The 21,012-nt window shown below is 66.4% G+C and carries 20 protein-coding genes and 1 pseudogene; 3 read left to right on the top strand and 18 right to left on the bottom strand.

Annotated elements, in window-relative coordinates; translation table 11 throughout:
- The first annotated feature begins 247 nt into the window (after window positions 1-247).
- Window positions 248-1,561, top strand: a complete 1,314-nt coding sequence (locus ACIQ7M_RS34825) for a hypothetical protein (protein ID WP_403651698.1) — start codon at window positions 248-250, stop codon at window positions 1,559-1,561.
- Between the two features lie 54 nt (window positions 1,562-1,615).
- Here ACIQ7M_RS34825 and ACIQ7M_RS34820 read toward each other — a convergent pair whose 3' ends face one another.
- The 14 genes from ACIQ7M_RS34820 to ACIQ7M_RS34755 all read right to left on the bottom strand — a co-directional run bounded on the left by ACIQ7M_RS34820 (window position 1,616) and on the right by ACIQ7M_RS34755 (window position 12,097).
- Window positions 1,616-3,079, bottom strand: a complete 1,464-nt coding sequence (locus tag ACIQ7M_RS34820; RefSeq protein ID WP_403651695.1) for a tyrosine-type recombinase/integrase — start codon at window positions 3,077-3,079, stop codon at window positions 1,616-1,618.
- Complete coding sequence (locus ACIQ7M_RS34815; protein WP_403651692.1) at window positions 3,076-3,270, bottom strand: helix-turn-helix transcriptional regulator; 195 nt, start codon at window positions 3,268-3,270, stop codon at window positions 3,076-3,078. Before ACIQ7M_RS34815 ends, ACIQ7M_RS34820 begins: the two co-directional genes overlap by 4 nt.
- The gene (locus tag ACIQ7M_RS34810; protein WP_403651689.1) at window positions 3,267-4,424 is read right to left on the bottom strand and encodes an AAA family ATPase; all 1,158 of its coding nucleotides are present in this window, start codon (window positions 4,422-4,424) and stop codon (window positions 3,267-3,269) included. Before ACIQ7M_RS34810 ends, ACIQ7M_RS34815 begins: the two co-directional genes overlap by 4 nt.
- Window positions 4,421-5,320, bottom strand: a complete 900-nt coding sequence (locus tag ACIQ7M_RS34805) for a bifunctional DNA primase/polymerase (RefSeq protein WP_403651686.1) — start codon at window positions 5,318-5,320, stop codon at window positions 4,421-4,423. Before ACIQ7M_RS34805 ends, ACIQ7M_RS34810 begins: the two co-directional genes overlap by 4 nt.
- Before the next feature lie 89 nt (window positions 5,321-5,409).
- Window positions 5,410-5,949, bottom strand: a complete 540-nt coding sequence (locus tag ACIQ7M_RS34800) for a hypothetical protein (protein WP_403651683.1) — start codon at window positions 5,947-5,949, stop codon at window positions 5,410-5,412.
- A 3-nt stretch (window positions 5,950-5,952) separates the two neighbouring features.
- Window positions 5,953-6,561 carry a hypothetical protein gene (locus ACIQ7M_RS34795; protein WP_403651680.1) on the bottom strand — a complete coding sequence of 203 codons (609 nt, stop codon included), beginning with the start codon at window positions 6,559-6,561 and terminating at the stop codon, window positions 5,953-5,955.
- Between the two features lie 11 nt (window positions 6,562-6,572).
- Window positions 6,573-6,761 carry a hypothetical protein gene (locus tag ACIQ7M_RS34790; protein WP_403651677.1) on the bottom strand — a complete coding sequence of 63 codons (189 nt, stop codon included), beginning with the start codon at window positions 6,759-6,761 and terminating at the stop codon, window positions 6,573-6,575.
- Between the two features lie 164 nt (window positions 6,762-6,925).
- Window positions 6,926-7,177, bottom strand: a complete 252-nt coding sequence (locus tag ACIQ7M_RS34785) for a hypothetical protein (RefSeq protein WP_403651674.1) — start codon at window positions 7,175-7,177, stop codon at window positions 6,926-6,928.
- A gap of 140 nt (window positions 7,178-7,317) precedes the next feature.
- Window positions 7,318-9,558, bottom strand: coding sequence for a cell division protein FtsK (locus ACIQ7M_RS34780; RefSeq protein WP_403651671.1), 2,241 nt, complete (start codon window positions 9,556-9,558; stop codon window positions 7,318-7,320).
- A gap of 80 nt (window positions 9,559-9,638) precedes the next feature.
- Window positions 9,639-10,025, bottom strand: a complete 387-nt coding sequence (locus ACIQ7M_RS34775) for an RRQRL motif-containing zinc-binding protein (RefSeq protein ID WP_403651668.1) — start codon at window positions 10,023-10,025, stop codon at window positions 9,639-9,641.
- Window positions 10,025-10,675, bottom strand: coding sequence for a GGDEF domain-containing protein (locus ACIQ7M_RS34770; protein WP_403651665.1), 651 nt, complete (start codon window positions 10,673-10,675; stop codon window positions 10,025-10,027). The genes ACIQ7M_RS34775 and ACIQ7M_RS34770 overlap by 1 nt, the downstream gene beginning before the upstream one ends.
- Window positions 10,672-11,667 carry a DUF2637 domain-containing protein gene (locus ACIQ7M_RS34765; protein WP_403651662.1) on the bottom strand — a complete coding sequence of 332 codons (996 nt, stop codon included), beginning with the start codon at window positions 11,665-11,667 and terminating at the stop codon, window positions 10,672-10,674. The genes ACIQ7M_RS34770 and ACIQ7M_RS34765 overlap by 4 nt, the downstream gene beginning before the upstream one ends.
- On the bottom strand, window positions 11,664-11,810 hold the full coding sequence (locus tag ACIQ7M_RS34760; RefSeq protein WP_385630728.1) for a hypothetical protein: 147 nt from the start codon (window positions 11,808-11,810) through the stop codon (window positions 11,664-11,666). Before ACIQ7M_RS34760 ends, ACIQ7M_RS34765 begins: the two co-directional genes overlap by 4 nt.
- Window positions 11,807-12,097: a hypothetical protein gene (locus tag ACIQ7M_RS34755; RefSeq protein ID WP_403651659.1), complete on the bottom strand. Its 291-nt coding sequence runs from the start codon at window positions 12,095-12,097 to the stop codon at window positions 11,807-11,809. Before ACIQ7M_RS34755 ends, ACIQ7M_RS34760 begins: the two co-directional genes overlap by 4 nt.
- Window positions 12,098-12,259: 162 nt before the next feature.
- Here ACIQ7M_RS34755 and ACIQ7M_RS34750 point away from each other — a divergent pair, with 162 nt between their 5' ends.
- Window positions 12,260-12,655 carry a GntR family transcriptional regulator gene (locus tag ACIQ7M_RS34750; protein WP_389856306.1) on the top strand — a complete coding sequence of 132 codons (396 nt, stop codon included), beginning with the start codon at window positions 12,260-12,262 and terminating at the stop codon, window positions 12,653-12,655.
- A 216-nt stretch (window positions 12,656-12,871) separates the two neighbouring features.
- Here ACIQ7M_RS34750 and ACIQ7M_RS34745 read toward each other — a convergent pair whose 3' ends face one another.
- Together ACIQ7M_RS34745 and ACIQ7M_RS34740 are read right to left on the bottom strand one after the other, a co-directional pair.
- Window positions 12,872-13,414, bottom strand: coding sequence for a flavoprotein (locus ACIQ7M_RS34745; protein ID WP_403651656.1), 543 nt, complete (start codon window positions 13,412-13,414; stop codon window positions 12,872-12,874).
- 17 nt (window positions 13,415-13,431) lie between these two features.
- Window positions 13,432-14,667 carry a helix-turn-helix domain-containing protein gene (locus ACIQ7M_RS34740; protein WP_403651653.1) on the bottom strand — a complete coding sequence of 412 codons (1,236 nt, stop codon included), beginning with the start codon at window positions 14,665-14,667 and terminating at the stop codon, window positions 13,432-13,434.
- A 514-nt stretch (window positions 14,668-15,181) separates the two neighbouring features.
- On the opposite strand from ACIQ7M_RS34740, the gene ACIQ7M_RS34735 reads away from it, so the two are divergent.
- A complete protein-coding gene (locus ACIQ7M_RS34735) occupies window positions 15,182-18,640 on the top strand; it encodes a type ISP restriction/modification enzyme (protein ID WP_403651651.1) in 3,459 nt (1,152 codons plus the stop codon).
- 35 nt (window positions 18,641-18,675) lie between these two features.
- Here the strand turns inward: ACIQ7M_RS34735 and ACIQ7M_RS34730 are convergent.
- Window positions 18,676-18,867 (bottom strand): annotated as a pseudogene (locus ACIQ7M_RS34730) (helix-turn-helix domain-containing protein); the annotation flags it as partial.
- A gap of 885 nt (window positions 18,868-19,752) precedes the next feature.
- Window positions 19,753-20,385: a hypothetical protein gene (locus tag ACIQ7M_RS34725; RefSeq protein ID WP_403651649.1), complete on the bottom strand. Its 633-nt coding sequence runs from the start codon at window positions 20,383-20,385 to the stop codon at window positions 19,753-19,755.
- Window positions 20,386-21,012 lie beyond the last annotated feature (627 nt).

Here is a 21,012-nt window from a genome sequence, read left to right as displayed (position 1 = left end):
TCTCTCGTTGCCTCTCAGCGTTCGCGACACACCTCCGACACACTCTTGCTGCCGCGGCAGATGCCGACAGGCCCCTCTGCGGGACCGTTCAAATTGGTTGCTGCACAACTCCTGGGTTCCTAGTCTCTTTCAAACCTGACATGGCACGCACTGGTCCCATAGGGCGCATAGCGCCACCGAGAGCCTGCTGTCATCAAGAACCAGAGCGAGGCTCACCCCCCGTCTCGTCACCTTCGTGGAGGCTTCCATGCCAGAGAGCTTGCGCACCTTCGAAGCAGAAGGGCTGTGGTGGCTCCCGGACCACGAAGACCAGAAGGTGGCGGGGATTCTTTCGCACTCCCCAGACTCTGGATCAGAACTGCGCCTGATCGGCTCATTCACCTCAGCACGCGGCTCCCATGATGAAACCTACGAACGCATTCACGGTCTCGCAGATGGGAAGCAATACCATCTCGAGGACTGTTACCAAAAGAGTTACAAGGGCTCTCTCTTCTCGCCAGGCGGAGAGACTGAGAAGATTCACGTCCATCAGGTATTTAGGGGCGTCCACTACACCGAGCCGGATGAACCGAACGCCGATCGCGTCACGGTAAACCTGCGATATCTGACTCAATGGGTAGGGCACCAAGGGATCACTATCCAGCACCATGGCATCCAGGAGCAGGAAGCAGGAATGCCCTTCGCGTCGCTGCAAGTACATAAGCAACCCGATCACACCGCGAAGCTATCTGACGGCGTTTCTCTAAAGATTCAGCATCGTGTCGGCTCAGCACCACACACGGGAACAGAACAATCACTGCGTGAATCTTGCGTATATTCCTTCGAATTCCCCAAGTTGACTTCAACTTCACTCGCCATCGAATATGCGAGCGACATGCAAGACTTGGTCAGCATCGCTACAGGTCGCGTCGCCGAGTACGACGAATTCACCTTCTCGCACCCGGACGTTGCACTCGGTTCGGATGGCTCTCAACACCGAATGCCAATTGGCTTCTTTACTGAGTGGATCCCACGAGATTCGAGCAAGAAGCCTGGGAAGATTCACCCGTCGGACATGTTCTTCACCTTCGATGATTTGGGTGGGATCGAAGGCGTTGCAAAGTGGATGGAGACAGTCAATCGCCATCGCAGCACCCTCGGCAGGGTGATGGCAAGTCGATACCGCAAGGGCCTCTTCGTTGAAGACCGCCTGTTTCATCGCGCAACGGCTATCGAAGCGTTCGCGAGGGCCCGCATCGGCAACAAGAACGTAAAGCTCCTCGGGGCCCTGAAGCACTGCCGCGAGCTAGCTGGAGATCCTTTCAGTACCCTGGTTGGAGACTCGGAATCCTGGTCCGTCGTCGCAGCGTCCAACCGGAATGACATCGGCCATCACCTCGGCAAGCGACCAGACCAAGGAGGAGGCGCGAAGTACTTTCTAGCCGAGTCTCTTTATTGGCTCTACATTTTGTGCATGCTGCGCGAAACGGGAGCCCCTGAGGCCCTATTCGAGCGCATCAAGAATCACCCCGAATTGGCTTGGCTGGGCCCGAAAGTGCAAGCCGTAGTCCAAGCGGGATGAAGTCGACGAATTACGGAAATCCACATTACTCGATTACCGTAATTCGTCACCGTGTCAGATGGGATCCCCTTCCGCCTCCAGAGCCTTCGAGATCTTTTCGTTGGCTGCTTCCTCGTGCCCGTCAATGCAACCGTGGTAGCGGCGGTGGATCACCTCCGGGGAATTGCCAACCCGGTGGGCCACCTCAGCAATCGGTACCCCCGCGTTCAACCAGCGTGTGATACACGCGTGCCGCAGGTCGTACGGACGCCCAGCCAAAGGCGAGGAAACGCGCTCCGGGGGGAGCGCGTACTCCCGCGCCTCTTCCCACACCCGCCAGTAGGTGGATGAGCCGACTACTCCCCCACGCTCGTTACCGAAGACGCGTCCCTCTCTCGCCGTACCGAACTCATTTAGGTGCCTCTGGAGGATCGCGACCAGCACAGGCGGAATCGGGACCGGCCGATCAGTGCTTGCCTCCCGCGCCTTGAGACCCCGACGGTCGTGGCGCTCCCCGGAGTCGGTCCACTGCTTACCGGAGACGGGTCTCGTCTCCCGCAGCGTCAGCGTGCCCCAACCCGTCTCTGGGAGGTGGCAATCCCACAACCGAAGCCCGGCCGCTTCAGCAGGGCGTAGCCCGGCGTAGTACAGCACGGCGTAGAAGGCCACCAGACGCCGCCCACGGCACCGATCCCACGATCCGACGTAGGAGACGGCGGTGAGTAACTGGCGGGCCTGGACTGCGTTCACAAGGACACGCCGGTCAACGACGGCGTTGGAACCGATGTGCTTCCGGCGGACCCGCTGTAGAGGGTTCTCAGGTAGCTCCCCCATGGCAACGGCGTGTTCGAGGGCGGTGTTCAGGACACGGCGCCGCCGCTTGTACGTGTCGCCCGCCGCAGGCATGCCGTCCAGCTTGTAGCTGAGGCGGTACAGCACGTCCTCGAAAACCTCGGTGTCAAACAGGTCCACGACTGGCCGGCCCGCCGTGGTGAGCCAGTCGTACGAGCTCTTAAGATCAGCCGGCGGATTCACCCCCTCGTTCGCGGGCACGATCCCCCATCGGAATGCCAACCGCAGGTACTCATCCGAGGGAGCTTCCTTTCCGCGTTTGACCATGGCGAGGGTCACGGCGGCGAGCCCGTCCGCCATACCCTCACGGGTCTTGGCCGCGCTCGTACGCCACCGCCCGGCCACGTACTTCCGGCAGAACTCGAACCACCGCAACAGCGGTTCGGCCCGGGCCGCTTCGGCTGCTTCCGCTGCCGAGCGCACCTCGGACTCCGGCAGGCCCGATGCGATCTCGAACGCCTCACCGCGCCGGTTCATGGCTTGCCAGAGCTCCGACCGCCGGCTCTCCGCGAGCGCGGCCGTGGTGAAAGTGTCGCTGTGCACCTGTCCGGCGACCACCCACCGCAGGCGCCACGGGCGGGACTTGCGGCCGGTCTTGGACACCTTCCAGAGCTTGACGTCGAAAGAGTAGCCCGGCCGGGCCGACCCTCGAGGGCGCCCGGTTCGGGTGTCGTTCTCGGTGCTCACGCAGCGTCCTCCCGCTCCGCAAGCCAGCGCTCGTACTCGGACCGCCGGATCCGCACATCACCGTTCGGGAGCTTGATCGCGCGGGGGCCCTTCCCGAGCTGGCGCCACCGGTAGAAGGTCGACGGGGCGACCTTCAGATCATCGATGACCTCCTTGACAGTCATCTTCTCGTCGACCGTGCGGGCGCTCATTCCGCCATCCCTTCCGCTTTGTCCGCACCGGACAGGCCGGACAGCTCCAATTCCGCCTGTCCGGGGTGTTCGTGCTGGTCAGAGGCTGTAACCGGACAGCCGGACAGTGCGGACACTTCTTGGGCGCCCTGTGTCCGGGTGTCGGTGTCCGGGTAGTACCGGCCGCTGGGGTCTTTGGCGAGCTGCCCGGCGTCGGCCATGCGGTTGCAGGTGCGCCGGATCGTGTCGAGGTCGACGTTCGTCAGCTCGCCCGCCATGTCCTTCGGCTTCGCACCGGGGTGAGCACGGACGTAGCGCAGGATCGTGGCACGGGTGTCGCCGACGGTGTGGTCGGACACCGGACCATCCAGCAAGTGCCAGGCACCGGAGGCGGCTTGGAAGCTGAGGGCGTACTCGGCTTCGTCCACGTCGCGGCCGGTGACGTGCAGGATGCCATCTGCCTGCCCGCGGGCCCGCTTCAGTACGAGGGTGGCGTCTGCCGCGCCAGCGATGCCGTTGGTCCCGGACACCTCCGTCAGGAAGTCGTCCGAGCCTGCCTTGCGGACGTGGTGGACCAGGACGACGGCGATGCCGTAGTGATCCGCGAGGCGCTTCCCGTAGCCGACGGAGACATAGTCCGCGTCATACGCCGACACGCCCTGCGGGGCCTGTCCACGCATCTTGGCGAACACGTCGATGACGACCATGCGGGCGTCAGGGTTGCGGTCCAACCACTGCGCGACGGCTTCGGTTCCGCCCTGAGGGAAGGGCGGGCACTCGGTGACCAGGGTCAGCCCGGCGGGTGCCGGCTGTCCGCCCAAGAGCTTGCCCATCCGGGTCTGAAGGCGACGCGGGGTGTCCTCCAGCGCGAGGTAGAGCACGGGTCCGCCCTGGACGGGCACGGAATCGAACGCCTGGCCTCCAGCGGCGACCGCGAGCGCCAGTCCAAGGGAGAGCCAGGATTTGCCGACCTTGGGCGGTCCGGCCAGCAGGCTGACGCCCTCGGCCAGGATGCCGGGCACGGCCCATTTCGGCTCGGGGAAGCTGGCAGCCATGAGCTGATCGGCCGTCCATGCGGTCCGCGGGCGCTCCCGCTTCGGCGGCGGGACCGGGGCTGCCTCGGTGTCGCTGGGCACGGAGTACAGGTGCAGGGGCGGAATGGGGTTGGCGCTCATGCCGCCACCGTCCGGGGGCGCCGGGCTCCGGCCCGGAACCCGGAAGCGATGGTGCGCCGCGCCTCACGCTCGCCCTGGCCGACCTGGAGCGCGGCAGTGAGGAGCCAGCCGATGACCTCGACTTCGCGCAACTCGCCTCCGGCGACAAGCTGTCCGAGGGCGACTGCGGCGACGTAGAGCGCGTTGTTGTGCTCGTGCGGTCCGGAGTCGGTAACCCGCTCCACTTCCCCGTTGACGGCGGACCGGAGAAAGGCAGTTCGCCGGCCGCGCCCAGAGAGGGCAACCGTGATGGGTGTCTGAGGGGGCAGCGGCTCCGGGCGCAGCAGTTCGGCAAGCCAACCCGGCAGGGGCGCCACGGTGGCGTTGTGCGTGATCTCGTACGGGTGGCCGGCAAAGGCGCTGCCCGCGCCGACCACGAGTCCGCCCCACGCACGGGTGTCGACCTTCCAGCCCAGCCCGCGGGCGCTGTCCCCGGCGGTGTTGCGCAGGGGCTCGCCCTCAGGCGCGAGGAAGTACAAGTGAATGCCGCCGCTCCACGTGCGGACGGTGTACGTGTCGGTGGGGAAGGGCTGGCCGTGGCGCCCGCAGAGTACGGCGAGGACGTCGGCGCCGTCGGTGACGCCGTGCTCGGCCCAAGTGGCCGGCGGGGTGTCGTCGGGGTGCTTGGGCTTGTCCAGGTCGATGACGATCAAGCCGGAGGGGCCGGTGGCGATGCCGACGTTGAAGGCGGCGACGGACCAGGCGCGGGTGATGCGGTCCGGGTCGGTGGTGGCGCGGGTCTCCCAGTCGGAGATGGCCGGGCGCTTGTCGCCGCGGATAAGGGGGAAGACGCGCCAGTCACGGGACGCTGCGTCAAGCGCGGCGGTGAGCTGGGCAGAGCCGTCCGGGTACGGCATGCTGGGATGCTCCTGTTCTGTCTTCGGATGGGCAGGGAGAACCGCGGCGGCGGGCGACCTTGCTGGGGAGTACCGCCGCCGCGGCGTTGCTAGGCGCCGGGGTGATCGGCGCAGTTGCAGTCACGCTCCAGCCACTGGCAGTTCGGGCAACGGCCCGCCGCTACCAGCTGCGTGCGCTGCTGCTGTTTGGACCAAGTGGCGTACTGCTGACGGACGTAGGCGCGCGGGTCGCAGCGCACCGGTTCCTCGTCAAAGTCCATGAGCTTGCGGGCCGCGTTTGCGGCGGCGGTGGAAATGCCCTCGCTCTCGTCCTGGAGGGCGATGCGGTCCAGCACAGCGGCCTTGCGAAGCCAGAACTCGCGGGACGTGTAGGTGCCGGCCGCTACGGCGCGGGCGGTCTGCAGCGTCCATCCGATCTCACGGACGATGTCCGGCGCGAGCGCGTACGCCTCTTCCGGCGCCAGCCACGGCTCCGCCTCGCAGCGGTGGTCGGCGGTGAGGTAGAGGCGGGTGCGCTGGCCGTCGCGGGTGAGGTGCTGGCGCGCCGGACCGGTGGTGAAGGCGGCGGCGAGGGCCTCGCTGACGCGATCCTTGTCGGCCGGGTCGCAGATGATGCGAATCTCGAACATGGGTTAGTGCTCCTTGCCGGTGCTGATGGACGGGAGTCCGGGCAGTCCGGCGGCTTCGACTGCCTTGACGTTGAAGCCGGGCAGGACGGCGCGGGTCATGAGGGCTTGGGCGAGCTGTTCGGCATAGGCTGCGCCGGTGCGGGCCACCTCGATCTGCGCTCCGGCACGCAGGGCTTCGACGCGCTCGATGTGGGCGTGTTCCTCGCGCCGGTCGCTCACGTGCCGCTCGTACGCCACTCGCGTGCGGCGGTCGTCGCGCCAGTACCGCGCGGCGAGCCCGTACGCGACGGCGGTGGCGAGCACCCACAGCAGCAGCGGCAGCGAGGGGCTGTCTGCGTATCCGGCCACGCCCGCGAGGGCGAGTCCGCCGGAGGCGGCGAACGCGGTTCCGGCGATCACGGGGTCTCCGGCGCGGCCGATGCTCGCGCACACGCCGGCCGCCGCGGCGGCGAGCGAGAGCGCAGTCATCAACACGGCGTTGCCGGTGGAGTGTTCGGCGCCGTTGGCGTTCCAGATGCGGGCCAGGATGAGCACGGTGGATGTGGCGATGGCGGGCGCCGCTTTGGGCGCGATGATGGCGAGCCAGTGCCGGGCGATGATCTGTTCTTTCACGTGCCCACTCCTCACGAGTGCGGGATGGCGTCGATGAGGGCGACGGCGAGTTGGTTGATGGGTCCGGCGGCGCCGGTGGAGGCGAGGAAGAAGCCGAACCCGGCGGCGGTGAACGCGGCGCCGTAGCCGAGGGACTTGGAGCGCAGCAGGAAGAACAGGACGAGTCCGAACAGGGCCACGAGCGAGACGGTGACGGCCACGGCGGGAATCTCCTTTGACGGTTCGCTGAGAGGGTTGGTTGGATGCGTCGGGCCCCGGGGTGCTGGCAGCCCTCGGCGGCTGGCCGACGGTTGCGCCCGCCTAGCTCCTGCAAAGAGCGGGGTACGTCTCATGACGGGCACCGTCGGCCGTCTCGCGTCCGCTGTCAGTGCGTTCCTTCGCGGTAGATCCGCTGGGCGCGGTTGTAGATCCATCGGCCAGCGCGGACACGTTTGCCGCGGCCCTTGCAGCGGCGGCAGTGCTTGCCTCGCTTGGGGCGTCCCTTGCGGTCGGTGGTGGTGGCGAAGCCGAAGCCGTTGCACTTGCGGCAGGTGCCGAACGGGCTTCCCGCACACAGAGCCGCGTAACAGAGTGTGATGGCGAGTAGGCAGGCGACAGTGAGGGCTATGGGGGTCATCGGGGTCCCTCCGGGCCGTTTTCCGGGGTTTTCGCAGGTGGGGTACTATCCGCTAGATCACAGGTGGGGTGCTGTTTGGGGTGCTAGCGGGGGTGCTACCGGTAGCAGGTGGACCCGCTACCGGTAGCGGTGGTGCAGGGCTAGGCGGCGCCCCGGTTTCCATCACGCTCCGCAATCGCGGTGGTGAGGTCGTCGCGAACGATTCCGCGGCGGGTGGTGCGCTCGCCGTCGTCGGTGGTCCCGGCGATGCCGGTGGTCTTGATGCCGTGCGGCTTGAGCGCGCTGGTGACGTTCTCGCCCTTCCAGCCGCCGTAGATCTCCGGTCGCAGTTCCGCGAGCCGGGCGGCGATCCGCTCGTTCCACACCCGCTTCTCCGAGGTCGGGACGACCGCGGCGACGTCGGCGAGCAGGTCGTACGACGGACCCGAGGTGCTCTCGGCGTCTTCACCGAGCGCGTGGCCGGACAGGGTGCCTTCGGCCTTGCGCAGGACGAGGGCGCGCTGGGCGATGGTGTTGGTGGCCGGGTCGTCGAGGTAGGCGGTGCGGACCACGCTCGGCAGGGGGCCGGCACCGGCGAGGTAGCCGTTACCTGCGTCGATCTCCGGTCGGAACGCGGTGGCGCGCACGCCGTTCCTGTACGCGCTCGTACCGAGGATCATGTCGTTCTCGACCTGCCCGGCGACGCGGAGGCAGAAGCGGATGGACACGTTGCCGCTGATCCCCGTCGGGAGCGAGTCCTTGTCCGGGCGCTGGGTGGCCAGGATCAGGATCACCCCGAGGGCGCGACCGAGCTTGATGATGAACTCGGCGTCCTCACCTGCCTGTTTGCCGTACTTGGGGTGGGCAAAAAGGTTCTGGCACTCGTCGAACACGGCGAGCAGCGGCCACAGCTTCAGCGAGCGCTTGTCGGCGATGGTGCGGGTGATGCGCTTGTCCGGGCACAGGTCCCGCGGCAGCTTCTTGATCGCGGCTGCGCGGCGCATGACCTCGGCGCGCAGCAGGGTGAGGGAGTCGGCGGCGTACTTGATGGAGTCGTCGTCGATGCCGGAGACGAACCGGTGGCAGGTGCAGGCGAGGGCGTCGACATCGCCGGTGCCTTTCAGCTCGTGCAGCCACATTTCCACCGACGGGTCCAGTGCCGCCCCGCAGGCCAGGACACGGACGGAGGCGGTCTTGCCCTGGCCGGGCTGGGAGCCGATCAGCACGTTGTGCTGGATCATCGGCACCGACTGGCCACGGCCGCGCGGGTCCAGGCCGAACGGGATGCCCTTGAAGATGTCGTGCCTGCGGGCGCCTGCGAGCTGCCACTTAACGATGCCGGTCTTGGACAGGTCCCGGTCCCCCACCCACAGGATCAGGCGTCCCTCGTGCTCGTTGGGGTCGGCGTCCGGCCACACGCACCCGAGCGGCCTGCGCAGGCCGGAGGCCAGTCGGGCCCGCCGGTCGGCCACGTCCGCGACCGTGACGCCGAGCGGCAGGTCGATGTCCGCGCGCCAGCCGGGGCCCTCGCGGGTGATGGGAGCGGCGAACTGAATGCCGTCCTTGCCCTTGGCGACCGCGGAAGCAATCTGGCCGATGCCGATGGAAGCCATGGCCTTGACCACGATGTCGCTGGTCAGCTTCTGCACCTCGGTCTTGACGACCGCCCGCGTCGCCAGCGGAGCATCCGCCGGCGCCCCGGCCAACCCGAAGCCGAGCACCGCCACCGCGGCGGCGATGACCTGCGTCACCGGCTCCGCGCCATAGACCAGGAACAGAGCCATGCCCAGGGCGAACAGGGAACCGAGGACGGTGAGGATCATCCGCAGCCTCACGCGCCGGTCCCGCTGCCGGGAGAGCTTCAGGTACTCGTCGACCTGCTCGTTCGTAGCCGTGTACTGCCGCAGCGCCTCACCCTCGGCGTCCACGGACCAGCGGCCCACCCTGCCCAGCGAGTTGAGGGCGCCGCGCGGGGCTCGCCAGATCAGTTTGGGCAGGTAGACGAACGGGACGCGGACCGCGTGGAAGGCGACGGTGTGCCAGGCGTGCCCGGCCAGCCAGCCGAGCGCTTCCCGAAACTCCGCGGCCGACTTGAGCCAGGCCGGGAAGACGTCCAGCCGCTTGGAGTTCTTGATCCGGTCGATGACGCCGGGCCCGGACACGGTCGGCACCGTGCTGTCGACCAGGGTCGGCCGTCCGTCGGCCGACTCGGTCGGCTCCGGGTCGGCCGACTGCGACGGCCGGGAGTCGGCCGACTGGTCGGGGCTCGGGTCGGTCGACTCGCCACGCGCAGTGCGGGCCTTGCCGAGGTCGACCACCTCGCCCCCGGACGGGGCGACGGGGTCGGTCATTTCGGCTTCGAGCCGGTTGAAGAGTTCGTTGTCCTCGTCGGGGTGTTTCACTGACAGTTCCTTCTCTCGGGAGGGAAAGGGCGGGCCCGGCCGTCGCTGTAGGAGGTGGGCAGTCGGGCCCGCCGTGCTGGTCATGCAGCGCGCTGTTCCTCGAGGTAGGCGCAGGACACGCAGGCTCCGAGCGAGGTCGGGATGACGTATCCGGCGTCCAACTGGCACTGCGGGCAGGTGCGGCGGGCGAGCATCGCCAGGGCGAGCGCGCCCCACTTGCGGGAGGTCATCGGCCGCACCGGGCGGGCCCGGTCGACGCGGTAGAGGTAGGCGACCTGCACCCCGGACTTCCGGCCCCGATGGCGGCGCATCACCTGCGCCGCGATCGGCTGTCCGCCGGGCCTCAGCCCGCGGTCCCGGAGCTGGCGGCGGGTGGCGTAGCCGTCCGGGGCGAAACGCCACGGGTAGGTGGGAACGCCGAAGCGGGTGCCGTTGGGGTCGTAGCACTTGCCGAAGGCCGTGGACATCAGGCCGCCACCCCGACAACCGGCGCGTCGGTGCGGGCGCCGGTCCGGCCGGCGCGCCGTCCGGTGACGGTGGCGAACAGCCGACCCAGCCCGGCCCGGCGCATTCCGGCGCGGGCCTGCTTGGCCGCGTACATCGCCTCATCAGCGCGCCGCAGGAGCCCCGACAGGTCATCGTCAGGGAAGTCCGCGGCACGTACCCAGCCGAGCGAGACCGTGGTCCGCATGGCCGGGTCCTGGCCGTCGACCGGGCGGCCGAGCACGCCGTGCAGGACAGCGAGCAAGTCGCCCGCGGTGCCGTGGTCATCGATGACGACGGCGGCGAACTCATCTCCCCCGAGCCGCCCAGCCACACCGGACTCTTGGACGTAGTGGGTGAGCCGGTCGGCGGTCGCCTTCAACAGCGCGTCCCCGGCCGCATGCCCGTGGGTGTCGTTGATCTGCTTGAAGCGGTCCACGTCGGCCAGCACCACCACCGCGCGCGGGTCCTTGAGCAGGACGGTGGCGCGGCGGGTGAATCCGTCGCGGGTCCGTAAGCCGGTCAGCGGGTCACGCCGTGCCGTGTCGAGACGGGCCCGCAGCCTCCAGGCGTGGACAGCCCAGCCCGCGGCCGGGGCCAGTGCGGAGAGCAGGACGGTGGCCGGGGTGCTCATGCTGCCGCCCCCTCGCCGCGCTCGCCGTCGTCGGTGCTGTCAATGGGGTGCAGGCGCTGGCCGTCCGCGCGCTCACTGAGCAGCAGGTCCCGCAGCACGCGGGAGTTCGCGGCCGAGCAGTGCAGCGTGGTGCGGATCGCTTCAGCGTTGATCGCGTCGTCCGCCCATCCAGCCGTAGCCTCGCGCGCCTCGGCGAGCAGCTCAGCGGGAGTCCGCGGCGCCTTGCCGGTCTTGGTCTTCGGCTTGGCGGTGCGCTTGCGCGGCAGCTTGGACGTCTCCTGCTGCGGCGGCTCAGGGTCCTGCGGCAGAACAGGCGACAGGTCGTCACCGGCCGGGGCCAGCTCACCCAGCTTCAACAACACCCGCTCCGGCCGCGGCGTCTTGGAACGCCACCGCCAGCCGAACCGCTCGCGCAGCTCCGCGCGGGCCAACTGCCGCTCACGCTCGCGCCCCAGCGCGTCCGCGTACGAGGTGACCTCCCACAGCGTCATGCGGCGCCACAGGGCGAACGTCGACAGCGGGGCGAGCAGCCAGCGAGAGCGGCGGATCTTCTCCATCCGCCGGCCGGTGACGGCGCCGATCCGGGAGGCGTAGACGTGCGCGGCCACCTCGGACAGGACCACCCACAGCAGCGGCATCGTGCCGTGCGCGAGCTTCGCGGACAGCGAGTGCCCGGCCGCGATGTTCAGCCAGCACGTCACCCCGGTCAGCGCCCACGGAACGAACCGCACCCAGCCCAGCGGCATGTCGGTACGGATCAGCAGCAGGAACGCCGCGGTGAACACCGGGATCGCCGTGTCGATGCCCACGGGCAGCATCCACGGGGAAGCGAACCCCCAGCGCGCTCCGGCTGCGGACACCGCCTCGAAGGAAGAGGCCAAGCCCAGGCCGCCGACCCCGGCCGCAAGGAAGGCGACCGCGCCTAACAGCCACAGTTCCGGCGTCGTCAACGGCGGCACGGCCCGACGCCCGATGGTCTCCGGCGCGCTCATGCGCTCTCACCGTCCTGCGATGCCCGGAGCTGGGCCTCCATCAGTTCGGCTTCCACGTCTCCGACCTGGCCGTCGAGGATGCGCTGGTAGACGGCCTCGCTCTCCAGGAACATGCGGTCCTGGAAGTTCGGATCCTCGCTCATGCCGCCGCCCCCTTGCGCACCGGGCGACGGCCGGCGGGACGGGTCAGCGGGACGACGTTGAACAGCTCCGGTGCGTACGCCTCGATCGCCTCAGCGGCGATCCGGCTCACGTCGTCGGGCAGCTCCGGGTTATCGGCGAGGATGTCGCGCGCCGCATCCAAGCGAGCCGCGCGCTCTTCGTCCGTCTCGCCCTCTACCCCGAGCCACAGCTCAACCGGGGTGCCAAGGGCGAGTTCTACGAAGTCATCAGCGGAAACCGCCTGTTGATGGCCTACGTATGTGCGCATGGACGTTCTCCAGGGTCGAAGGAGCAGGGAGGGCCGCGACGTCGGGCGACCTTGCTGGGGAGTCCCGGCGTCGCAATTTCAGATTGACCTATGTCAATCTGACTGTCAACAGGGTCGGCCCGAGAACCGGAGATTGACCTAGGTCCAGCTACTCTCGGACCTATGGAGCAGAGCCCAGACGCGCACAGGCAGGCACCCACGGCCAAGGAGATCGCTGCGGAATTCCGCGAGAAGATCACGGGACCGCGCCCCGGATACGACCCGGGAGATCAGCTCCCCGCCGCTCGCAAACTTGCCAAAGACCTCGGCGTGCAGCTCATGACTGTGCAGAGCGCGTATGGCCAACTCCGCGACGAGGGGCTGGTTCTCACTCAACAGGGCCGCGGAACGTTCGTCCGCGACCCATCGCTGCCGCTCGGGACCGAGCCAGGCAGTAGTCCGGCGTTCACCGCCCTCGCGGCAGAGCTCAGCTCGATTCATGACGCACTTCGCCTGCTCGGTGAGCGGCTGGACCGCCTGGAACACCTTGTCGGCGACGAGACTCCACCCTCGCAGTGAGTTCATCCGCACGCCTCACCAGCTGCTCTGCCGTGGCGCGCGCCTTGCTCAAACTCGCTTCAATCACGGCAAGTTCCGCAGGAGTTAAGCCTCCTAACTCACCGATCCGATCGTTGATCCCTGGCATGCCCACGAGCATGCGGCCCTCAGCAGGCGAGGACCCGGACAGAGTGTCCGGGTCCTCTTCTCATGCAGGTCAGACAGGTTGACGAGACGTCAGAGAGTGGCTGCGTCCACGGCATCCAGAACGGCCGCCCACGGCAGTTCCCGTCCGGCCGGCGCTTCCCTTGGCTCGTACAACGGCCAGACATCGGGGCCATAGACGATACGAACTCCCCCGGCAACGAGGACGTCCACGTGGCCCTGCCACGCGGGATGGCGAGCATGCGCCGCGTTCACGCGCGGGAAGACGACAACTGGTAGATCGAGGGTGCCGATAGCCTCACCAACCTGGGTCAGAGCCTGGTTGTCCATCAGGCCGACCGCGAGCTTGGCAACCATGTTGGCCGAAGCAGGAGCGACCGCGTAGCAGTCGACCGCTGGATGCGGTCGAGCCTCACCAGGCAGACGCGGTTCGTCACGCACAGGCAGGCCGGTGAGCTTTTCCAGCCGGTCAACCTCGCCGCTCATCCGCAGCCACTGACCAGCAGTCGGCGTCAGGGTGACAGCCACCTGCCAGCCTCGCGTCATCGCTGGCTCGACAAGGCCAGTACGCAGCGCCTCTACACCTCCAGCCGCCGATCCGACCACGCCGAGCACCCCGCGCCTACCTGAACTCACTGCACCGCCCTGCACCGCTGAGCCATCACGAATACTTCGGATGAACGCGATCCACCGGTCACGGGTGACTGCTTGATCAAATCCCTGAGCGTCTCGCGCACTCTCGGATTGTTGCGCACAAGCTGCGGCGAAGTGCGCTCAGCCATACGCAGCGCTGTGAATGCCTCGTCGCCCTGGCCGGCAAGCGACAGAGCACGTGCGTAATCGATGCGGTGCGAGACGCTGCGCTCCTGCGGCATGTGGTCGACGTTGATTCGGCCGTGCTCCACAACGTACGAGACATTGTCGAGATCCAGCTCAATGGACAGGCGATGGAGCAGGACATTGGTTGGCCCGAAGCCGGTCTGCCAATAGTTCTCATCAGACCCGAGGTCGCCTGCGAGTTCTTCGGCACGATCTAAAAGGCCCGTAGCCGTCGGCCGGTCCTGATGCCGCGCTGCGGCGACAGCCGCTCGGAGATGGATCATTCCAAGCAGGCTGAGCGCCGCTGGATCGTGCACGGACACCTGGGACGCTAGCCAGGCCGCAGCCGTGTTGCCCAGTTCAAGGGCGTCGTCGTAGCGCCCGTTGGCAAGCAGGGCATGCGTGCCAGACCGTGCTGCGGACGCCAGCACGAGCGGGTCGTCCGACTCATCAGCGGCTCGCATCGCCCGCTCGGCAGCGAGCCAAGAGACGTCCGACTCCCCGACCTTCGCCAGTGTTGTAGCCGCGAGATGATGCGTACGGGCCGACACTGCCCAGCAGTCGCCGCGCTCTTCGCCGTGCCGCGCGGCTCGCTCTTCCAGCTCCTGCGCCGTCTGGAGCAATGCAGGAAGCGCAGCAACAACAGTGCCGAGCCGTCCGCCCTGGTAGTCGTTCCACGCCTGTTCCACGCGTACGGCCATAGGGGCGGGAGTCGGGAGCTGAGCCTCTGCATCGGGACCGAACAGCAGGCGTGAGAGGCGACGCGGGCTCATGAGGGCGTCACGCACAGCGGGGACGTCATCCTGTTGCCGCTCATCCTCCATGAGGACGGTCTGCCCAAGCAGATCCCCGAGCTGGACTCGCAGGATGCGGGACAACTCCGCAAGCATGTCGATACGCGGCGGCTTCCGGCGCCCGGTCTCAATCTTCGCGAGCCAGTCAGTGCTACGACCTACCAGGCCGGCCAGCACCTCCTGCGTATAGCCGCGGCGCTTGCGGTAGAACGCAATGCGCTCGCCGATGCTGAGGTGATCTCCGAGACCACGCATGGGGTGTTGCCTCCCGCTGCTGAGTAGGGGCGTCTCTCACGGTACCGACGCGGCCGGGAGCTAGTAGGCGATCTCGGCCTCCAACAGCCCCACAATGAGCGTGAGGCACTGAGCAGGAGCGAACCCGGACAGATTGTCCGGGTCTGAAGGACCGGTGCTTGAAGCTGTCCGGCTGTCCAGTTAGCGCTCTCACCTGCGCCAATGGGCCGGACAGATCGTTGGGCCGCTGTCCGGGCTGTCCGGCCACAGACAGGCTGTAACACCCGGGGAGAAGTTTCAGCCCGTCGGCGAAGCCGACCTCCGAAGGGCGTAGGAGCCAGAGGCGACTTCCGATCCGGTCTGCCTCACGAGGGATGGGGTGGAATCTTCCCTACCTGATCAAGGCCCGTGGAGGAGTGGGCGCTGTCGTAGACGTTCGAGGTACGCGGCCTTGAGGCGCTCTCGACGATTGGTGACCGCGCCCTTACCGTGTGTCGAGTTGGACACCGGGAGTGTGCTGGCCTCTGGGGGCGGGATGCAGCGCAGGGACGGGCTTCGGCAAATCGTCAGTCAGTTCGGTGCAACCTGCAAGCAGGCACTGCTGCATGGGCAGAAGGAAGCCGCGATACGCCGCGCCGTGGAGACGCTTCTCGTCGACGCGGCAGGCGCGTTGGGGTTGCAGGCTGTCCTGCATGCCGAGGTAGCTATCGCCGCGCACCGAATACGCCCTGACCTGGCTGTGCGGATCGGGAAGTTGTCGCGCAACATCGTCGGCTACGTCGAGCTGAAGAGCCCGGACAAGAGCGTGATCCATCCCGGCGGGCTGAATCAACGCGACCGCCGACAGTGGGAGGGCATGGCAAAGCTGCCCAACTTGATATACACCAACGGCCAGACATGGATCATGTACCGCTCCGGCCGGCAGCATGGCGAAACCATCCACCTCGAGGGCGATCTGCGTACCGCAGGCGTCCGCCTTCGGCTACCGGTAGCCAGCGAAGCCGCCTTTGAATCAATGCTGACAGCGTTCTTCAGTTGGCAGCCGCATCCGTTGACGTCGATGCGGGAAGTGGTTGCCCAGGTAGCCCCCCTGTGCACTCTTCTACGAGATGCCGTCCACGACCGTCTCGACGCCGAAGCCCGCGTCCCCCGCCATCGGCGCCCCTTCACCGACCTGGCATCCAACCTTGAAGTCGATCTCTTTCCCAGTACCGATGACCGGGACAGACGTGCGTCCTTCGCCGACCGCTACGCCCAATCCGTCACCTTCGCACTCTTGCTAGCCAGCTCGGACATCGCCGATGGGCACGGCAACACACTCTCCAAGATGAGCCTGCATGAGGTCGGTCGGCGTCTGGGAGCGGAGCACTCCGTCATGGGGCGCGCCCTACAGATTCTCACAGACCAAGTCGAGGGAGAATTTCGCGACAGCCTCGACATGCTCGTTCGCGTCATCGATGCCATCGACTGGCAGAGTGCCCTTTCTAGCGACCCCGGCTTCCACGTGCACCTTTACGAACACTTCCTGCAGGAGTACGACCCCGACCTCCGTAAGAACTCCGGCACCTACTACACCCCGGCACCATTGATGAAGGAGATGATCCGTCTTGTCGATGAGGTGTTGATCACCACGCTGGGTTGCCAGGACGGTTTCGCCGACCCTGGCGTTTCCATTATCGACCCGGCCATGGGCACCGGCACCTTCCTTACCGGCATCATCGACCTTGTAGCCCGCAAGCAATCCGAGGGCGGCAATGACGGGTTCCGCGCCGAATCCGTACAAGAACTTGCAAGCCGGTTGATCGGCTTTGAAAAGCAGATGGGTGCCTTCGCTGTCGCCCAGATGCGCGTCGGACAGATACTGCGTTCTCTTAACGCTCGGGTCCGGCTGAGCGACATGCGTCTACATCTTGCCGACACCCTCGCCGACCCTTGGCGTCCAAGCGAGCTCTTCACCCGATACGGTGCCTTGTGGGGTCCCTTACGCGACAACGCTGAAGCCGCCAGCACCATCCAGCGCGAGGAGCGCATCACTGTAGTCATCGGCAACCCTCCCCACCGCGAACAGGCAGAGGGCCAGGGAGGATGGATCGAGAACGGATCTCCAGACCGAGGGTCCCCGCCCCTGGACGCCTTCCGGTTGCGCGGCGCGGCAGGAGTGTACGAGAACAAGTTGAAAAGCCTGTGCACCTACTTTTGGCGCTGGGCCACTCACAAAGTCTTTGACCAGTACGAAGACGACCGCCACGGCGTTGTCTGCTTCGTCAGCACCGGCGGGTTCATTCGCGGCGCCGGCTTTCAGGGAATGCGCTCATACCTGCGTCGCACTTGCACCGAGGGCTGGGTCATCGACCTCACTCCTGAAACCAAGAGGCCCCCACTCAGCAGCCGCTTTTTCCCTGGCGTCCAGCAGGAATTGGCCATCGCCATCTTCGTCCGTAAACAAGGCGAACGTCGAGACCAACTCGCCCCCGTCCACTACACGGCCGTCCAAGGCACCCGCCATGATAAAGAACAGCAACTACACGACTTACATATTGCAGGTCCCGTCTGGCAGACATCCCGGCCTGCCGAGCATGCCCCCTTCACACCTGCATCCCGCAGCGGCTGGGATGCGTTTCCCGCCCTCACTGACCTCATGCCCTGGCGCAAGCCGGGTATAAAGCCTAATCGGAACTGGGTCATCAGCCCATCCAAATCTGTGCTGCACCGACGATGGGACCGCCTCATCCAGGAACGCGATCCCATCACGCAACAAGAATTATTCAAAGAAACCGGCGACCGCGCCCTGAACAAGGAAGCCCTCCAGATACCCGGCCACCCCCATCCACGAACTCTCCTCCGCGACGAACAAGGTCCGTGTCCTACTCCAGTACGTATCGCCCGTAGAGCCTTCGACCGCCAGTGGCTTATACCCGACGGGCGCGTCATAGACCGTTCCCGTCCAGAACTATGGCATGCCGCACACGATGACCAGTTCTTCGTCGTCGAACAGCATTCGCAGCGGCTGCAGACGGGGCCGGCGCTGCTCTTCACCGCCCTCATTCCCGACATGCACTACTTCAATGGAAACGGCGGTCGCGTTCTGCCGCTCGTCCACGCCGACAGCACGCCCAACATCGCCCCCGGGTTGCTACGTCACCTCGCCAACTCCTACGGCTTTAGAGAAGTCCTCCCTGAAGACTTGCTGGCCTACATGGCCGCCGTCACCGCCCATCCCGCCTTCACCGAGCGCTATGCAGACGACCTCAACTCACCGGGCGTGCGCATACCCCTGACCGCCGCCAGCGACCTCTGGCATGAAGCCGTCAGCCTGGGCCACCACATTCTGTGGGCCTCCACATTCGGCACACGTTGCATCGACGCCGGCAACGGCCGCCCAGCAGGCACGTCAAACTGGTGGCGACGGTTGCACCCCGAGATCACGTACGCCCGAGAAGTCGCGCCTGACAAACTCCCCTCCGCTATCAACTACGACCCCGAAAACGAGCGCCTGATCATCGAAGAGGGCATCTTTACTGGCGTCACGCCGCGCATGCGCAACTACACCACTGGCGGACGCAACGTACTCGACAGCTGGCTCGCATACCGCAGCAACCGCACCGCTGGCAAGGTGACCAGTGAACTCGACCGCGAGCGCCCCGAACACTGGGAGCACGAGTGGAGTCGGGAACTTGTGGAGATACTCGCCGTACTCAGTCACGTAACTGCCCTTGAGCCGCAGCAAGCGGAGTTACTCGACCGCATCTTGGCCTCACCCCTGATCGATGTAGCTGAACTGAATCGACGCCGCATCCTGCCAGTACCCGAGCGCGCCCAAAACGGTCGTATCAACCCCGACCACGGGTTCCTGCCTGGTCTAGAAACTGTCGATGGCCAACCGCCTGAACCCGTCGCCCCCCTCAAGCCGCCGAACGACTCTCCAAGTGCCCCGTCGCCCGGACCACACGCACCTGTCCGGCCCAGACCACGAGGTCGACGACGCCGACCGTAGCGCTCGCCCCACGGCCTCGATCCTGGCGGCTTCCTGCGGCCAGTCTCGATCTTCGCCAGCCAGTCAGTGCTCCGACCCACCAGGCGGGCCAGCACCTCTTGCGTGTAACCGCGGCCATGACCAGCGTGCGGCAGTGAACGGGAGAGGGGCCGGACGGACTGTCCGGGTCCGATGCAACCGCGCTGGGAGGTGTCCGCACTATCCGGCTGTCCGGTTATGGCTCTCACCTGCGCTATCGCCCGGACAGCCTGAATAGAGGGCGTCCGGGGTGTCCGGGTCGGGGCGGACGCACTCAGATATCGCGTACGAGTCGAGGTCGGGGAAAGGCCCGGTTCGCCACGTCGATGTGCGCGCACGTCTTCCCTTTGTTGGTAAGCGCTGCGCCGGTCTCGCGTGCCAGCACAGGGAAGAACTGCTGGCCGTCAGGCGACTGGCTTGACGTGACCCAGTCGTAGCCCGGTCCCGCACGCAGAGCCCATCGCATGAGCCGACGTCCCAGCCCCTGGCGCTGCCATTCAGGGAGCCATGACAGATGTTCCAGATCAAGACCGCGTGATCAAGGCCGTCTCGATCGCATACCCGTAGAACCTGAGCGTCCGCAGCCCCACTGTTGGCGTAGTACAGGAAGAACCGCGCATCTCTCGGGTTGCGTAACTTGATCCACCACCATCTGAACTCGCCTACCTGTTCAGGCATTTAACCTCCGTGTCTGTTTGAGTCGACCATACGGCGCTCGCCTAACAGAGCAAGGGCGTGCTGCGGCCGCGTCCATGGGACGGCATCGAACGCCCTGCCCGGCTCCGAGAGGCTGTAACACCCCGGGCGCCCCCCGCGTGTTACAGCTGCCGGCGAAGCCGGACACCAATGGGCGTAGGAGCCGGAGGCGACTTCCGGTCTGGCTTGGCTCGTGAGGGCGCAGACAGGAGGCCGGCATAACCACCGTCCTGGTAAGCCCCCCCCATGGCCTGGCGCAGGCTGAGCCGCCGCAAGCGTCCGTGCAGACGTGCCAGACCCACAAGACCTGTTCGCTGGGCCGCGAAGCTTCCGGCGACTGCGGCAGCCGAGCTGCCGCGCTCAACAGCCGTGACTGCCGAGCACGGCAGTACCACCCACTACTCCTCCAAGCGCTGCAGCGGGATAGGCGCATCGAAGACGTCGACGACGAACTCCGAAGTTCCGTTGCCCTCGAAGTCGACATCGCGGTCGCTGTGAAGCAACGTATGGATCCTTACCCAACGCCCCTGGCCGCTTGCTTCCTCCGCCACATTGAGCGCGCCGCGAACGGGGCCGACAGGGCCGTTGCGTTGCTTACTCGTCCAGGTCTGCAGGAGCTTCGCTTCTGCGGGAAGCTCCCATGTGCGAGGCTCGGCGCTGGCTGGCACGGAGACTTCATCGCTGAGCAACTGCATAACCCACTCGACGTCACCTTCGCTGTCCCGCTCGTTCGACATGCGAATACCGAGCCCGATCATGTATGCACCCTCGAGATACTCCTCCAGCTCATCATCGATGTCTCTGAAGTAGACAGCAGGGCGAACCACGTCGATCGGACCGAACCCACTAAAGGCTCCGAGCACCGGCGGGCACTTCTCCTTGAGGTATCGCTGCGTGGCCATGCGCACAGGCTTCGGGACTCGGTTCAGGACTACGCCGATAGCCGTATCGTCCCGGTCGGCCAGGAAGCCGTTGAGCGCGTCGACCAGTTCCTCGGTTAGATGGAGATCGCCAGCTCCCAGCGTGGTCACTGCCTCCAACTCTTCGCGAGGACCTTTCACAAGGGCGAACACTCTGCTCCGCCCCGGACTCGTGTGCGCGATGAACGAATAAATCACTTTTGTCTCACATCACGTCTCAGAAGCCGCACCAGCACAAACGCGCACCAATGCGGCCACAAGTAATGGGAAGTCCTGCCAATTGACGTGTCGTACGAGCTACTTGCCCGTTCGCATGGTCAACGGCGGGTTGCTGTCAGCCCCAGCACTTCAGCCCAGGTCCGCATGGCAAGGCGCAGCCTACCCAGGCGCAGGCGCGGTGACAACGGCGCACACGAGCGTGAGGTGGGCGCAGACACGGGCGAGGCTGCCTTGAACGGCCGACGGACCGAGTAGACCTGACGCAGGTTCACCGGCTTGACGACTCGGGCATCGCGAGGGCGTCCGACACACCTCCGACACACTCGGTACCGCTAAAACCCGCTGAGGGACTCCACCGCAGGCCAGAAGGTCACGCCAGCTGATCTAGGCATCCACTCCGGAGCCGTGTGCGCAGGTTCGAATCCTGCCGGGGGCACTCGCCACATCACCTCCCAAATTTGGGATCTGACCAGGGCGGATGCCGAGAGAAGAGGGCGGGAGTCAGTCTCACTGACTCCC

The organism is Streptomyces sp. NPDC096324, assembly GCF_044763015.1.
GTDB lineage: Bacteria > Actinomycetota > Actinomycetes > Streptomycetales > Streptomycetaceae > Streptomyces.
This window is presented reverse-complemented; position numbering and strand designations above follow the sequence as displayed.

Bases quoted from the DNA above. Each gene is read 5' to 3' on its own strand.
- ACIQ7M_RS34770 (WP_403651665.1), bottom strand. From the start codon at position 10,675: ATGAGCACCCCGGCCACCGTCCTGCTCTCCGCACTGGCCCCGGCCGCG.
- ACIQ7M_RS34800 (WP_403651683.1), bottom strand. From the start codon at position 5,949: ATGTTCGAGATTCGCATCATCTGCGACCCGGCCGACAAGGATCGCGTC.
- ACIQ7M_RS34735 (WP_403651651.1), top strand. From the start codon at position 15,182: ATGCAGCGCAGGGACGGGCTTCGGCAAATCGTCAGTCAGTTCGGTGCA.
- ACIQ7M_RS34775 (WP_403651668.1), bottom strand. From the start codon at position 10,025: ATGTCCACGGCCTTCGGCAAGTGCTACGACCCCAACGGCACCCGCTTC.
- ACIQ7M_RS34810 (WP_403651689.1), bottom strand. From the start codon at position 4,424: ATGAGCGCCAACCCCATTCCGCCCCTGCACCTGTACTCCGTGCCCAGC.
- ACIQ7M_RS34785 (WP_403651674.1), bottom strand. From the start codon at position 7,177: ATGACCCCCATAGCCCTCACTGTCGCCTGCCTACTCGCCATCACACTC.
- ACIQ7M_RS34765 (WP_403651662.1), bottom strand. From the start codon at position 11,667: ATGAGCGCGCCGGAGACCATCGGGCGTCGGGCCGTGCCGCCGTTGACG.
- ACIQ7M_RS34740 (WP_403651653.1), bottom strand. From the start codon at position 14,667: ATGCGTGGTCTCGGAGATCACCTCAGCATCGGCGAGCGCATTGCGTTC.
- ACIQ7M_RS34760 (WP_385630728.1), bottom strand. From the start codon at position 11,810: ATGAGCGAGGATCCGAACTTCCAGGACCGCATGTTCCTGGAGAGCGAG.
- ACIQ7M_RS34805 (WP_403651686.1), bottom strand. From the start codon at position 5,320: ATGCCGTACCCGGACGGCTCTGCCCAGCTCACCGCCGCGCTTGACGCA.
- ACIQ7M_RS34750 (WP_389856306.1), top strand. From the start codon at position 12,260: ATGGAGCAGAGCCCAGACGCGCACAGGCAGGCACCCACGGCCAAGGAG.
- ACIQ7M_RS34825 (WP_403651698.1), top strand. From the start codon at position 248: ATGCCAGAGAGCTTGCGCACCTTCGAAGCAGAAGGGCTGTGGTGGCTC.
- ACIQ7M_RS34815 (WP_403651692.1), bottom strand. From the start codon at position 3,270: ATGAGCGCCCGCACGGTCGACGAGAAGATGACTGTCAAGGAGGTCATC.
- ACIQ7M_RS34755 (WP_403651659.1), bottom strand. From the start codon at position 12,097: ATGCGCACATACGTAGGCCATCAACAGGCGGTTTCCGCTGATGACTTC.